The sequence below is a fragment of the Streptomyces sp. NPDC048277 genome (assembly GCF_040652235.1).
In the GTDB taxonomy this organism is placed as follows: domain Bacteria; phylum Actinomycetota; class Actinomycetes; order Streptomycetales; family Streptomycetaceae; genus Streptomyces.
On record NZ_JBEZLQ010000026.1, the window covers coordinates 71530 to 85383 of the forward strand.

The 13854-nt window shown below is 69.6% G+C and carries 8 protein-coding genes; 3 read left to right on the forward strand and 5 right to left on the reverse strand.

The window, feature by feature from the left end; all coding sequences use genetic code 11:
* Window positions 1–34: 34 nt before the first annotated feature.
* Entirely contained in the window at window positions 35–952 is a 918-nt protein-coding gene (locus AB0D85_RS40360; RefSeq protein ID WP_362332081.1) for a zinc-binding dehydrogenase, read from the forward strand.
* A gap of 8 nt (window positions 953–960) precedes the next feature.
* Here the strand turns inward: AB0D85_RS40360 and AB0D85_RS40365 are convergent, their stop codons facing one another.
* The gene (locus AB0D85_RS40365) at window positions 961–2010 is read right to left on the reverse strand and encodes a bile acid:sodium symporter family protein (RefSeq protein WP_362332084.1); all 1050 of its coding nucleotides are present in this window, start codon (window positions 2008–2010) and stop codon (window positions 961–963) included.
* Window positions 2011–2179: 169 nt separating this feature from the next.
* On the opposite strand from AB0D85_RS40365, the gene AB0D85_RS40370 reads away from it, so the two are divergent.
* A complete protein-coding gene (locus AB0D85_RS40370; protein ID WP_362332087.1) occupies window positions 2180–3055 on the forward strand; it encodes a LysR substrate-binding domain-containing protein in 876 nt (291 codons plus the stop codon).
* 55 nt (window positions 3056–3110) lie between these two features.
* Here the strand turns inward: AB0D85_RS40370 and AB0D85_RS40375 are convergent, their stop codons facing one another.
* Complete coding sequence (locus AB0D85_RS40375) at window positions 3111–4091, reverse strand: Lrp/AsnC family transcriptional regulator (RefSeq protein WP_362332090.1); 981 nt, start codon at window positions 4089–4091, stop codon at window positions 3111–3113.
* 394 nt (window positions 4092–4485) lie between these two features.
* On the opposite strand from AB0D85_RS40375, the gene AB0D85_RS40380 reads away from it, so the two are divergent.
* A complete protein-coding gene (locus AB0D85_RS40380; RefSeq protein ID WP_362332093.1) occupies window positions 4486–6312 on the forward strand; it encodes a long-chain fatty acid--CoA ligase in 1827 nt (608 codons plus the stop codon).
* Between the two features lie 7 nt (window positions 6313–6319).
* Here the strand turns inward: AB0D85_RS40380 and AB0D85_RS40385 are convergent, their stop codons facing one another.
* From AB0D85_RS40385 to AB0D85_RS40395, 3 genes are read right to left on the reverse strand one after another with little or no spacing between them, the layout of a single operon-like run.
* Window positions 6320–8350: a PQQ-dependent sugar dehydrogenase gene (locus AB0D85_RS40385; RefSeq protein WP_362332096.1), complete on the reverse strand. Its 2031-nt coding sequence runs from the start codon at window positions 8348–8350 to the stop codon at window positions 6320–6322.
* Between the two features lie 15 nt (window positions 8351–8365).
* Window positions 8366–10618: an alpha-galactosidase gene (locus AB0D85_RS40390; protein WP_362332099.1), complete on the reverse strand. Its 2253-nt coding sequence runs from the start codon at window positions 10616–10618 to the stop codon at window positions 8366–8368.
* Window positions 10615–13848 carry a glycosyl hydrolase family 28 protein gene (locus AB0D85_RS40395; protein WP_362332102.1) on the reverse strand — a complete coding sequence of 1078 codons (3234 nt, stop codon included), beginning with the start codon at window positions 13846–13848 and terminating at the stop codon, window positions 10615–10617. Before AB0D85_RS40395 ends, AB0D85_RS40390 begins: the two co-directional genes overlap by 4 nt.
* Between the last annotated feature and the right edge of the window lie 6 nt (window positions 13849–13854).

The window sequence follows — 13854 nt, forward strand, 5'->3', positions numbered from 1 at the left end:
ACTCCCAATGAATCTCTCGCTCCACGGAGGTGCGATGCGTCGCGTCCGGTACGAGTCCACCGGCGGCCCCCTGTTCCTGGAGGAGGTCCCCGCCCCCCGGCCCGGCCCCGGTGAACTGCTCGTGCGCTGCGAGGCGGTCGGGATCACGCTGCCCGTGGTCCGCAAGGTCACCGAGGCGCCGGAGCCGACAGCGCTGGGCGGCGAGATCGCCGGCGAGGTGGTGGCCGTCGGCGCGGATGTCACCCGTTTCCGTACCGGCGACCGGGTGACGGGCCTGTGCTTCGGCCACGGCTATGCCGACTTCGCCCTCCTGCAGGAGGCGATGGCCTCTCCCGTCCCCGGCACGGCGTCCGCCGTCGACGCGGTCGCCCTGGTCCGCAGCGGCCTGGTCGCCCTCGGCGCCCTGACGGCGGCCCGTCCCGAACCGGGCGAGACGGCCCTGGTCACGGCGGCGGCGAGCGGAGTCGGCCACCTGGCCGTCCAGCTCGCCCGGACCCGGGGAGCGGGCCGTGTCGTGGGCGCCGTCTCCGACCCGGCGAAGGCGCCCTTCGTCCGCGGCCTGGGCGCCGACGCGGTGGTGACGTACACCGACGACGACTGGGACACCCCGGCCGACTACGCCCTGGACGCGGTCGGCGGCGACCTGCTCACCCCGGCCGTGGCCGCGCTGGCCCCGGGCGGCCGGCTGGTGGCGTACAGCTCTGGCGGCGGGACCGTCCGGGCGTACGACCTGCTGGTCGGCGCGAAGTCGGTGAGCGGCTTCCAGCTGGCCCGGATCGCACGCGAGCGGCCGGCGCTGTACGAGGAGTGGCGTCAGGAGCTGTGGCGGCTGTTCGCGGAAGGTGCGGTGCGGCCCGCCGTGCACGGGGAGTTCCCGCTGGCGGAGGCGGCGCGGGCGCACGCGGTGATCGAGTCGCGGGCCAACCTGGGCAAGGTCGTGCTGCGTCCCTGACCCGTGGCTCAGCGGCCGGGCGTCCCGGTGCCGACGGCCGGCCGTGACTCCGCCACGGGGGTGACCGGGGGTACGGCCTCTTCCTGGGCCTCCGGGTCGTGGGCGCGGCGCTTGGCGATGACCGCGCAGACCATGAGCTGCATCTGGTGGAAGAGCATCAGCGGCAGCACGGCCAGTGAGGCATGGGCGCCGAACAGGACGCTGGCCATGGGCAGCCCGGACGCGAGTGACTTCTTCGACCCGGCGAACTGGATGGCGATCCGGTCCCCGCGGCCGAAACCGAGCGCCTTGGCGCCGTACCAGGTCAGCAGGAGCATCACGGCGAGCAGGACGGCCTCGACCACGAGGAGTCCGCCCAGCCGGACGGCGCTGACCTGATGCCAGATGCCCCGGACCATGCCCTCGCTGAACGCGGTGTAGACGACCAGCAGGATCGAGCCGCGGTCGACCAGGCCGAGGACCTTCTTGTGCCGGGTGACGAAGCCCCCGATCCAGGGGCGCAGCAGCTGTCCGGCGACGAACGGCACCAGCAGCTGGAGCACGATCTTGACCATCGAGTCGGCGGAGAAGCCGCCCCCGCTGTTGCCGAGCAGGGCCGCGGCGAGCAGCGGGGTGATGACGATGCCGACGAGGGAGGAGAAGGAGCCGGCGCAGATCGCCGCGGGCACGTTGCCCCGGGCGATCGAGGTGAAGGCGATCGACGACTGGATGGTCGAGGGGACCAGGGCCAGAAAGAGGAAGCCCTGGTAGAGCGGATGGGTGAGCAGGACCGGGACGAGTCCGCGGGCGGCCAGGCCGAGCACCGGGAAGACCACGAAGGTGCAGACCAGGACCGTGACATGGAGCCGCCAGTGGCGCAGCCCGTCGACGGCCTCGCGGGTGGAGAGGCGGGCGCCGTAGAGGAAGAACAGGAAGGCGATCGCGGCCGTGGAGGCGCCGGAGGCCACATCGGCGGCCGTGCCCCGGGCCGGGAGGAGCGCGGCGAGACACACCGTCCCGAGCAGCAGCAGGACGTACGGGTCGATCGGCAGCCAACTGGGCCGGCTCAGGCGTTTCACGGTGCTCCACTTGCGGATCGTCGGGGTCGGTCGGGCCAGGGGTCCTGCTGCGCTCTCGCCGGGGCCCACCCGGCCCGGAGAGCCCCTCTCCATCGTCCTCCTCACCACTGTGATCGGGAATCCGGTATACCGCTCTGACTGCCATCACGTTCCGCGATAACATGTTCGAGTGTACGACCCTTCCCAGCTGCGCACCTTTCTGGCGGTGGCCCAGACGCTGAGCTTCACCCAGGCCGCCCGCCGCCTGGGGCTGCGCCAGTCGACGGTCAGCCAGCATGTGCGCCGGCTGGAGGACGCGGCCGGCCGCCAGCTGTTCTCCCGCGACACGCACTCCGTGGAGCTGACCGAGGACGGCGAGGCGATGCTGGGGTTCGCCCGCCGGATCCTGGAGGTGCACGAGCAGGCGGCGGCGTTCTTCACGGGCACCCGGGTGCGCGGCCGGCTCCGCTTCGGCGCGTCGGAGGACTTCGTCCTCACCCGGCTGCCGGAGATCCTGGAGGGCTTCCGCTACGACCACCCTGAGGTCGACCTCGAACTGACGGTGGAGCTCTCGGGCACGCTGCACGAGCAGCTGGCCGCCGGAAAGCTGGACCTGGTGCTGGCCAAGCGGCGCGCGGAGGACCCGCTGGGCGAGCTGGTCTGGCACGACGACCTGGTCTGGATCGGAGCGGAACGGCTCCGCCTGGACGCCGCCCGCCCGGTCCCGCTGATCGTCTATCCCCCGCCGGGCATCACCCGCGCCCTGGCCCTGGAGGCGCTGGAACGCCAGGGCCGCGACTGGCGCATCGTCTGCACGAGCGGCAGCCTCAACGGCCTGATCGCGGCGGCGAGGGCGGGCCTGGGAGTGATGGCCCACTCAAGGGGCCTGATCCCACCGGGCCTGTTCCGGGTCCCGGACCGGGCGGGCCTGCCGGAGTTGGGCAAGGTCGACTTCGTCCTCGTACACGGCCCGAGACGGTCACCGGCGCAGACGGCGGCGGACGCACTGACGGCGGCGATCCTGAAAGGAGGCGAGCAGTTGCGCCCCGCAGGGGCGCGGGGCTGAATCGATGTGCGGCTACCGCCGCGTGGGCGCGACCAGCCCCCACCGGCCGCAGTGTTCAACGCGACCCCTGATACGTCAGCTGCTTCACCCTCCGCAAAAACGGCATCGCCTCCACATGCTGCACCCCGTCCAGCCGCCCCACCGGCCCGCTCAGGTACCCGTACAGACCGGCCGTGTCCCGAAGGACCGCCGTCACGACGACATGGGACGGCCCGGCGGTGGCCGCGGCGAACGCCACCTCCTCGTGCCCCGCCAGCGCCTCCCCCACGGAGTGCATCGCGGCGGGCGCCGTGGTGATCCACAGCAGCGCGGTCATGGGATAGCCCAGCACCTCGGACCGGTACTCGACATCGATGTACACCGCCCCGGAGGCGATCAGCGCGGCCAGCCGCCGCTTGACCGACGACTCGGACCGCCCCGTCGCCCGCTGCAGCTCCGGGTAGGTCGCCCGGCCGTCCCGTTCCAGCGCGGCGAGCAACGGCGCGTCCTCGGGCTCCAGCCGCGCAGGTCCGTCGCCCTCCGGCGACGGCGGCCGCAGCGCGGCGACCTGCTCCTGGGACAGCGCGCGGAACTTCTGGACCCACCCGTTCGGCCCGCCGTAGAACCGGTGCAGCAGCTGCTGCGCCCGGATCTCCACCACGCTCGGCGTGCGCGGAAGCTTGCCGAGGAGCAGGTCGTCGTGGTCGCCCGGATGGCGCGGCCGGGTCATGCAGACGATCTCCGTGCCGCCGGAGGCCAGTCCGATCCAGGCGGTGTCGGGGCGTTTGGCGAGCGCGTCGGCGATCACGGTGGCGCTGTCGGGTGCGCAGCGCAGCCGGAGCATCCACTGGTCCTGGCCCAGCCGGTCGGCGTCGCGGACCGCGACGACCCGCAGTCCGGCCTCGGCGCACAGCCGCCGGTAGCGGCGGGCGATCGTCTGGTCGGAGACGCCGAGCACGGCGGCGATCCGGCTGAAGGAGGCACGGCCGTCGACCTCGAGCGCGCAGAGCAGCTGCACGTCCAGCTGATCCAATGTGTCGGATTCCAGCTCCAGCATGACGCCCCCCGTCGGATTTCACCGGGTCACCATGATTGCTCACCCTGATCGCCCGCACTACGGGTGCGCGCGGAGTGACGAAATCGGCCACGGCGGCGCTGTCTTCAGAGAGCACTTCGGTGCCGGGCATCTGACCGGTCGGTAACCAGATGGGGGCGGTAATCGGGTCGTACAGATTCAGTGGAGATTACGGAGCCGAAACCTACTGAACCGTAAGGATTCTGTCCGACCCTTCCCCATGTGAGCGTATTTTCCGGACGCGGGCGGGACCATACGAGAGCAATGCTCGTTTTCGCACCCCCTCCCGAACGGTCTTCCGGTGGGGTAGCTTTCACGGCGCTGTGCTGCGGAGCGTCACGACCGTCACTGTGGAGCGAGAAGCGGGGAGCGGGGTTTGCGCGAGTTCACCAACCCGCCGTTGGCGTCGGCGCCGCCGGTGGGCGGCCTGGCCGACTGTGTGTTCGAGCATGCCCAGACGGACCCGCTGCACATCGCCCTGGGCCGCAAGGACGAGCTCGGCCACTGGCGTGACGTGACCTCGGCCGAGTTCCGCGACGAGGTCCTGGCCCTCGCCAAGGGGCTCCTCGCACGGGGCGTCCGCTTCGGCGACCGGGTCGCGATCATGTCCCGCACCCGCTACGAGTGGACCCTCTTCGACTTCGCGCTGTGGACGATCGGCGCCCAGGTGGTGCCGGTCTACCCGACCTCGTCGGCCGAGCAGTGCTTCTGGATGCTGTACGACGCCGAGTGCACGGCCGCGATCGTGGAGCACGAGGACCACGCGATGACGATCGCCACCGTCATCGACCGGCTGCCGCAACTGCGCCAGCTCTGGCAGCTGGACTCGGACGCGGTGCAGGAGCTCTACGACGCCGGCGCCCACCTCGACGACGAGATCGTGCACCGGCACCGGCAGGCGGTCACCCCCGACTCGGTCGCCACGATCATCTACACCTCCGGCACCACGGGCCGCCCGAAGGGCTGTGTGCTGTCGCACGGCAACTTCGCGTTCGAGGCGGACACGGTCGTGGCGCGCTGGGAGTCGGTGTTCCGCGCCAAGAAGGGCGAGGAGGTCTCCACTCTCCTCTTCCTGCCGCTCGCGCATGTCTTCGGGCGCATGGTGGAGGTGGCCGCGATCCGGCACGGCGTCCGCTTCGGTCACCAGCCGCAGCTGCACGCGGCCGCGCTGCTGCCCGATCTGGCCGCGTTCCGGCCGACGTTCATCCTGGCCGTGCCGTACATCTTCGAGAAGGTGTTCAACGCGGCCCGGCGGAAGGCGGAGAAGGAGGGCAAGGGCGGGCCGTTCGAGAAGGCGGTCGAGATCGCGGTGAAGTACGCGGACGCGGTCGAGGCGAAGGCGTGGGGCACCGGTCCCGGGCCGTCGGCCGGGCTGCGGATGCAGCACCAGCTCTTCGACAAGCTCGTCTACTCCAAGGTCCGCTCGGCGATGGGCGGCCGGATCCGCAACGCCATGTCCGGCGGCTCGGGGATGGACCGCAGGCTCGGCCTGTTCTTCGCCGGCGCGGGGGTGCACATCTACGAGGGCTACGGCCTGACCGAGTCGACGGCCGCCGCGACCGCCAACCCGCCCGAGCGCACCCGGTACGGCACGGTCGGCCAGGCCATCCCCGGCACCACCGTGCACATCGCGGACGACGGGGAGATCTGGCTGAACGGCGGCAACGTCTTCCAGGGCTACCTCAACAACCAGAAGGCCACCGACGCCACCCTGCACGACGGCTGGCTGGCCACCGGCGACCTGGGCTCGCTGGACGAGGACGGCTATCTGACCATCACGGGCCGCAAGAAGGAGATCCTGGTGACCTCCGGCGGCAAGAGCGTCTCCCCCGGTGTCCTGGAGGAGCGGGTCCGCGACCATCCGCTGGTCAACCAGTGCATCGTCGTCGGCAACGACCGCCCCTACATCGCCGCCCTGGTCACCCTGGACACCGAGGCGGTCGAGCACTGGCTGACCATGCGCGGCAAGCCCCAGATGTCCGCGGCCCAGCTGGTGCGCGACGCCGACCTGGAGACCGAGGTGCGGCGGGCGGTGGTGGCCGCCAACACCCTGGTCTCACAGGCCGAGTCGATCCGTACGTTCCGTATCCTCGCGCAGCCGTTCACCGAGGAACACGGGCTGCTGACCCCGTCGTTGAAGCTGAAGCGCAAGGCGATCGAGAACGCCTACGCCAACGAGGTCGAGGCCCTGTACCGCGCCTGACGGGCCGTCAGCTGATGTCGATCCGGAAGAGCTTGTCGGATCCGTCGGGCTGGTTGCCGTTGTTGTCGCAGTTGGTGGTGGACAGCCACAGCTGGTCGGCGCCCGGCACCTTGGTCACGGTCCGCAGCCGCCCGTAGGTGCCGACGTAGTACGCCGTCGGGGTGCCCACGCTCTCGTTGTTGCCGTTGATCGGGATCCGCCACAGCCGTTCGCCGCGCAGGGACGCCATGTAGACGACGTTGCGGACGATGGCGATGCCGCTCGGGGAGGCCTCGGAGACGTTCCAGGTGGCCTTGGGGTTGGTCATCCCCGCGACCGAGCAGGTGCCCTCGCAGGTCGGCCAGCCGTAGTCGGCGCCCGGCTTGATGAGGTTCAGCTCGTCCTTGGAGCTGTTGCCGAACTCGGCCTCCCACAGCCGCCCGCTGCGGTCGAAGGCGAGGCCCTGCGGGTTGCGGTGGCCGTAGCTGTAGACGTAGTTGCCGAACGGGTTGCCGGGGGCCGGCTTGCCGTCCGTCGTCATGCGCAGGATCTTGCCGTTGAGGGAGTTCTTGTCCTGGGCGAGATCGGGGGTCTGGGCCTCCCCTGTCGAGACGTAGAGATAGCCGTCGGGACCGAAGAGGAGCCGTCCGCCGTTGTGGTAGCGGTTCTTCTTGATGCCCTGGAGCAGGATCTTGTAGTCGCTGAGCTTGGTGCCGTCGTAGGTCATGCGGACGACCCGGTTGCCCTCGTCCGCGGTGTGCATGAAGTAGACGTAGTGGTTGGTCTCCCACTTGGGGTCGACGGCGACCCCGAGCAGCCCGCCCTCGCCGTTGGTGGTGACGGCGTTCGGCACGGTCCCCACCTGGGTCCGGGTGCCGTCCTTGGTCACCTTCCAGACCTTGAAGTCGTCCCGCTCGGTGACCAGCGCGGTCTTGCCGTCGGGCATCCAGTAGGTGCCCCAGGGGATCGTCCAGCCGCTGGAGAGCGTGGCGATGGAGGACGGGACCCCGCCGTCGGTGGCACAGGCCTTGGTGGTGAAGGTGACGGTGTTGCTCGGCGCGGAGACGTTCCCGGCCGCGTCCCGGGCGACGACGTCCAGTGTGTAGGGGCTGTCGCAGGCGAGGCCGGTGAGGGTGGTGGCCGTGCCGTCGGTGACCGTCTTGTAGACGGTGTCCCCGCTGCGGACGTCGTACGCGGTCACCGCGCGGTCGTCGGTGGACGCGCCCCAGCTGAGGTCGACCGTGTTCGCGGTGATGCCGGCCGCGGACAGGGCACCGGGTGCGGTCGGCGGTGTGGTGTCGCTGCTCGGTTTCGTCGTGCAGTCGACGACGGGACTGGCCGGCGAGGTGTTGCCGGCCGCGTCACGGGCGATCACGGTCAGGTCGTAGGTGGTGTTCGGGGTGAGCCCGGTGAGGGTCTTCGACGTCGAACTCCCCGCCGCCTCGGCGAACTTGTTGCCGTGCTCGTAGAGGTCGTACGCCGCCACGCCCACGTCGTCCGTGGCCGCGCCCCAGTTCAGGGTGAGGCCGTTCTCGCCGATGTCGGAGCAGGACGGCTGGCCGGGCCGGGTGGGGGCCTGGGTGTCGGCCGCCGCTCCGACGCTGATCCGGTCGAGGTTGGGCCCGCCGTCGGCGGTGGTGGCGGTCGCCCGGATCTTGTTGGTGCCCGCGGTCAGCGGCACGTTGACCGACTTGGTCACCCACGTGTTCCAGTCGGCGGTGGCCGGGAAGGAGACCGCGGAGGCGACGACCGTGCCGTTGACGGAGATGTCCATCGGGCGGTCGGTGGCGGTGCCGTTGGCGAAGCGCAGGGTGAGGGACGAGGTGCCGGCCGAGGCCGCGCTCACCGCGAACTCCACGTACGAACCCTTGATGTTGGTGTAGTCGACGAAGCCGGTGCCCGTGTAGCCGGTGTGGTTGGTGGCGACCGTGCCCTGCGAGATGGTGGCGTCCTCGGCCTGGTAGTCGGTGGCCGCGAGGGCGGTGCCCTGGCTCAGGCCGGCCAGCGGCAGCGCGAGCGCCGCGGCCAGGCCGTAGGGCAGAACTCTCCTGAGATTCATGGGGGTTGCTCCCTGTCAGCCCGTGTACTGGGCGAAGACCTTGAGGTAGTCGTACGGCTGCTGCGACACACCGCTGCAGGCGTCGCCGTCGGTGCCCGAGCCGCAGGCCCGGTCGCGGTTGACGGCCCAGTAGGTGAGGCGCCCGATGTGGTGCTGCTGGGCGTAGCCGAGCATGGTCTTGAAGTCGGCGACGCGGACCCGTTCACCGGAGTCGTCGGTCTTCCCGTTCATCGACGACAGCCCGATGTGGGCGTAGGCGGTGGCGTCGCTGTAGCCGTAGGCCGACTTGACCTTGGCCTTGAGCCCCTCCATGGCCTGGGTGGTGAGGGTCCCCATGTTCGTGGAACCGCCGCCGAAGTCGAACGGCATGATGCACCAGACGTCGTTCGCCAGACCGGAGTCGGCGGCCCGCTTGATCATGTCGGCGCCGGTGGAGTCGGGGCCGCTGGTGGTGGTCCCGAAGGTGATGACCGTCTTCAGGCCCGGATTGTTCGCCTTCACCGTCTTCAGCGCGTCGACGACCCGCTGCCGTACGGTCGCGTTCGACCACTCGGTGTTCTCGATGTCGATGTCGAGGGCCTTCAGCTTGTAGGCGCTGATCACCTTCTGGTAGGCGCCCGCGAGCGCCGAGGCGCTGGAGCACTTCTCGCCGAGCTTGTCGCCGCTCCAGCCGCCGACGGACACGACCACGTCCCCGCCGGCCGCCCGGATCGCGTTGATCTTCGCCTGGTCGTCGCCGCCCGTGAGCGGACGCGAGCCGTCCCACTTGGGGTTGCAGGTGCCGTCGGAGAGGACGAAGGCGAGGGTGAACCACTTGACGCCGGTCGCCGACATCACCGACGTCGGGTTCTGCGGGCTGCCCCAGCCCAGGTACTCGTAGGGGGCGACGGCGAAGCCCGGTGAAGCGGCCGCGAGCTTCACGGAGTTCACGGGCTTGACGCGGATCAGGCGGGTCTCGCCCGGGCGCAGGGTGGCGCTGTAGGAGTTGGCGATCACGCCCTTGTGGGAGCCGGACCACAGGTCGGTCACATCGCCGGAGCCGGTGAAGCCGGCCTGGGACCAGTCCACGCTCACCGTGGAGTTGCCGGAGGTCCCGGTGTTGAAGAGGGCCACGACGTACTGGCCGTCGCTCTCCTTCTTGCTCCACACCTGCTGGACCCCGCTGTTCACGATCCGCTTCGCGGCCACCCCGTCCTGGTCGACGCCGATCAGCCGGTCGTTGGTGAGCATGGCCTTGTCGACGGTGTCGAGGTGGGTGAGGTCGGTGCCGAGCAGCAGCGGGGCCGCCGCCATCGACCACAGCGTGAAGTGGGAGCGGCGCTGGTCGGCCGTGAGACCCACCTGGTCGCCGTTGCCGAGCTCCAGCGAGTCCAGGTCGTTCCAGCCGCCGGGACCGGCGTACGGCTGCCAGGAGGCGGCCGAGTCGAACCGCTTGGAGACATGGGACCAGTCGGTCAGCGGATAGCCGCTGCCGTTGTCGCCGGGCCCGCAGTAGCACTCCACATCGCCCTGGGTGCGCCAGCTGTTGGCGAGCCCGCGCCATGTGGTGGCATCGGCGATCGGAAGGTTGTTGGAGAGGGCGAAATTGATGGGCCGTCCGCTCGCCCGCAGCGCCTTGTCCCAGGCCTGGACGTCGGACACGTCCTGGCTGCCCACGCCGTCGATCTTGAGATAGTCGACGCCCCAGGAAGCGAACTGCTTCGCCCAGGAGTTGACGAACTCCTGCGCGCCGGGCTTCCCGTAGTCGATGTAGTACATGTTCTTGCAGTTGTAGTTCTTCTCCGTCTTCGAGGTGTCCGCGATGTCCTTCGCGTGGTACGACGTGCCCTCGATCGGCGTGTTCTTCAGGACCGCGTTCTTCGCGATGCCGGGTGTGACGTAGAAGCCGAACTTCAGGCCCTTGGAGTGGACGTAGTCGGCGACCGCCTTGATGCCGTCGGGGAACTTGGCGGTGTCGGCGGTCCAGCGGCCGTAGGAGTCCACGACGAAGCCGTTGTCGTCGCACTTCTGCCAGAAGTCGTCGAGGTTGACGTACACGAAGCCGTGGTTCTTCAGGCCGCTGGAGGCCAGTGCGTCGGCCTGGGCCTCGATCTTCGCCTCGGTCGGCTGGCGGCGTACGAAGCTCCAGCTGCTCCAGCCCATGGCGGGGCGGGCCGACTGGCCGTTGTCGGAGGCGGCGGCCGGCTGGGCGGCGCTGCTCAGGAGCGGCACGGCGGCCGTCACGAGCAGACCGGCCACCGCGGCCGTGAGCGATCTGACGCGTTTCACTTCTGTCCCCCGTTCGCGGGTGTGGCGTACGACGTCCCGATCCACGCCTCGTCGATCCGCAGCCGCTTGTAGCGGGTGGTGTCGGTGGAGGCGGCCCAGGTGGTGTCGACTTCGAGGCGGACGTAGCGGGCGGTGGCGGCGGTGAGGTCGATGCCCTGGATGCCGCGGCGGCTGGGCAGCTGTCCGGTCTTGACCGGGCTTCCCCAGTTCGTGCCGTCGTCGCTGACGTACACCTTGTAGTCCTTGATCCGCGCCGACTGCTCGGTGTCCGAGCGGGCGTAGGCGACGGAGTCCTCGCGCTGGTTGAGCCCGAGGTACTGCACCTTCTTGGCCGAGCCGAGGTCGAAGGTGAGGTTCACGGGCAGCGTCTTGTTGTTGTCCCAGTAGGTGAGGTAGTCGCCGTCACCGGCGGCCGAGCCGGCGTGTCCGCTCGCGGCGGCGCTCGCGGTCACCTTGACGCCGGTGAGGATGCCCTGGCGGCCGGCGGTGGTGACCTTGAAGACGGTGTCGTACGGGTCCCAGTCGCCGAGCCCGGTCAGGGTCAGCACGCCACCGGACTGCGACCACGAAACCGCCTTGCCCGTACGCAGGTTGGTGACGGAGGCGATGCGGTAGCCGTTGTCGCGGATGCGCAGGGTGCTGGTGCTGGGCGGGGTCAGGACGTGGATGTACTGGCGGTTCGGGTCGGACTTGGCGACGGTGGTCACGCCGTGGGCGCCGTCGTTCCAGTAGCCGGGTTTGAGGCCGCCGTACATATAGCCGCCGCCCTCGGTGCCATGCAGGGACTCCCAGATGGGGTCGAGGTAGCTGTTCGCGAAGGTGTTGAAGGCGGCCTGGTTGCTCGGGAACTTGCCGTTGACCTGGGCGGTCTCCGCCATCAGGGCCTTCACCGAGGAACCGGCGTTGGTGACGAGCCGACCGAGGGTGAGCGCGCGGTCGACGGTCGGGTCCGAGCCGTCGTACCACCAGGCGCCGGTCGACGGCAGCTTGAAGTCCGCCTCGGTGAGGCGGGGTTGGGCGGTGTAGACGGCCTGGGGGTAGTCGTAGGCCGGGGTCATGCCCGTCTTCTGCTCATTGCTGATCATGTCCATGATCGGCGTGTCTTCGTTGTTGTTGCTGAGCGTGTAGTCCGGGCGCTTCTGGTAGATCTGCTGGTAGAGGTCGTGGCTCTCCCAGTACGCGTTGTCGTTGTCGATCCAGAAGCCGCCGAGGTCGGGATAGCGGTCCATGACCTCGAAGAAGTTGTCGTAACTGAACTGCCCGAAGCCGTCGTTGGTGGTCAGGTCGACGTTCTTGCCCTTGTAGGCGGAGTAGGCGGCCGAGTCGAGCCACTCATGGCCGCCCTCGTCGTGCCACTGGGGGTCGTTGGTCATGTAGAGGATGACCTTCATGCCCTTGGCCTTGGCGGCGGTGATCAGCTCGCCGAGGAAGTCCCGCTTGGTCGAGCAGGACCCGGGGATCTTCGAGGGCCAGGGGCGGGCGTAGCCGAGGCGGCTGTGGAAGGTGGCGAGGACCAGGTACTGGGTGTGCAGCTTCTGGGCCTCGTTCACCCAGTAGTCGGGGGTCCAGCCGCCGCTGGTGACGTCGTTCTCCCAGGCGGTGCAGCTGGTGTGGGCGGGGGCGGTGCGCAGGCCCCAGTGCAGGAAGAGGCCGCCGACGGAGTTGCGGAGGAAGTCCTGGCGGGGGTTCTCCAGGTCCAACGGCCGCGCGGCCGCCGCGCAGTCCTGGCTGCCGGAGACGCGCAGTGCACCGCCGGAGGTGTTGTGACTGTCCGTCAGGCAGGCTCCGGTGACGTCCTGGAGGCCGATGTCGTACGGGGAGTCGCCGCCCTTCTGCGCGGTGAACCGGGTGAGGCGGAGGTCGCTGACCGCGTTGGCGATGACCGCGGGCCGCCCGTCGTCCGCGGCGAACTTCACGCTGCTGTCGGTGAATTGCACGTGGTCGGCGTTGTGCAGGTACCAGCCGTAGGCGGGCCGGGTGCCGATGGCCTTGGGGTTGTAGTCGTTCGGGTCGTTGCTGGGCACGCCGGTGGACATGGTGCCGTTGCCGCCGGGGACGGTGATGTTGACGTGGTCGAAGGTCACCCCGCTGATGCGGTGGCCGCTCTCGCCCCACAGGGTCGGGCTGAAGGAGGGGCTGTTGCCGGTGGCGGTGATGTTGTCGTACGTGACGTCACTGATCGATCCGACGCCGGGACTGTTCCCGCAGCGTTTCCTCGTCCCGATCTTCTCCATGATCGGCGAGTGGACGTTGGTCATCGTGATGTCGCGGTAGTGGACGTCGGAGATCTTCGCGCCGTCCATCGAGACCATGCCGAGGCCCGACTTCTCGGCGCCGTCGATACGGATGTTCTCGAACTGGTAGTCCGAGAAGTCTCCGCAGGTCTCGGAGCCGAACATCAGGGCGTTGCAGCACTTCGCGCCGAGTGTCGAACCGCTCACCCGGACATGCCCGTTGGGGAGCTTCGCGCCGAGCGCGTAGTCGCTCTTGAAGACCAGGGCGTCGTCGTTGGCGTGGATCGTGGCGTTGGTGATCGTGGCGTTCGTCGTGGAGATGACGTTCCAGCCGTCGCGGTCGCTCGCGGTGTCGATGGTCAGGTGGTCGGACGTCACGTTGTTGCAGCCGTTGATCAGGGCCGCGAAGTGACCGCCCCGGCGAAGCGTCAGACCGTCGCCGATCCGGAGGCCGTCGCACCTCGTCAGCGAGATGATCTTGTCGGCCTCGCCGGTCTTCGGGTTGCCGGTGATCAGGTTGCCGGCGCCGTCGATGACGCCCTGCCCGACGAACCCGATGTCGGTGAGCTTGTCGCCGTAGATCATCGCGTCGTGGAAGTGGCTGTGGCCGTAGTCCTGGTAGGCGTCGTACGGGTTGGACTCGGCCTTGTCGTAGGTGTCGGCGCTGGAGCCCTGGAGGGTGGCGCCCTTGTCGAGCTGCAGCGTCACATGGCTCTTCATGTGGATGGTGTTCTTGGACTTGTAGGTGCCGGCGGTGAAGCGGACCGTGCCGCCGCCCGCCGCGCTCGCCGCCGTGACGGCCTTGTCGATGGCCGGGGAGTCGTTGGCGGAGCCGTCGCCCTTGGCGCCGTAGTCACGCACGTCGAAGACGGCGGCGGGGTGCGGCGCGGCGGGCGGGGCCGCGAGGGCCGCGGGATGGGAGAGCCCGAGGACGACGGCCACGACGAACAGCACGATCGCGGCGGCCCGGTGCCGTGGAGCTGTGGGGGGTTTCATGTGACG

Bases quoted from the DNA above. Each gene is read 5' to 3' on its own strand.
- AB0D85_RS40395 (WP_362332102.1), bottom strand. From the start codon at position 13,848: ATGAAACCCCCCACAGCTCCACGGCACCGGGCCGCCGCGATCGTGCTG.
- AB0D85_RS40385 (WP_362332096.1), bottom strand. From the start codon at position 8,350: ATGAATCTCAGGAGAGTTCTGCCCTACGGCCTGGCCGCGGCGCTCGCG.
- AB0D85_RS40375 (WP_362332090.1), bottom strand. From the start codon at position 4,091: ATGCTGGAGCTGGAATCCGACACATTGGATCAGCTGGACGTGCAGCTG.
- AB0D85_RS40360 (WP_362332081.1), top strand. From the start codon at position 35: ATGCGTCGCGTCCGGTACGAGTCCACCGGCGGCCCCCTGTTCCTGGAG.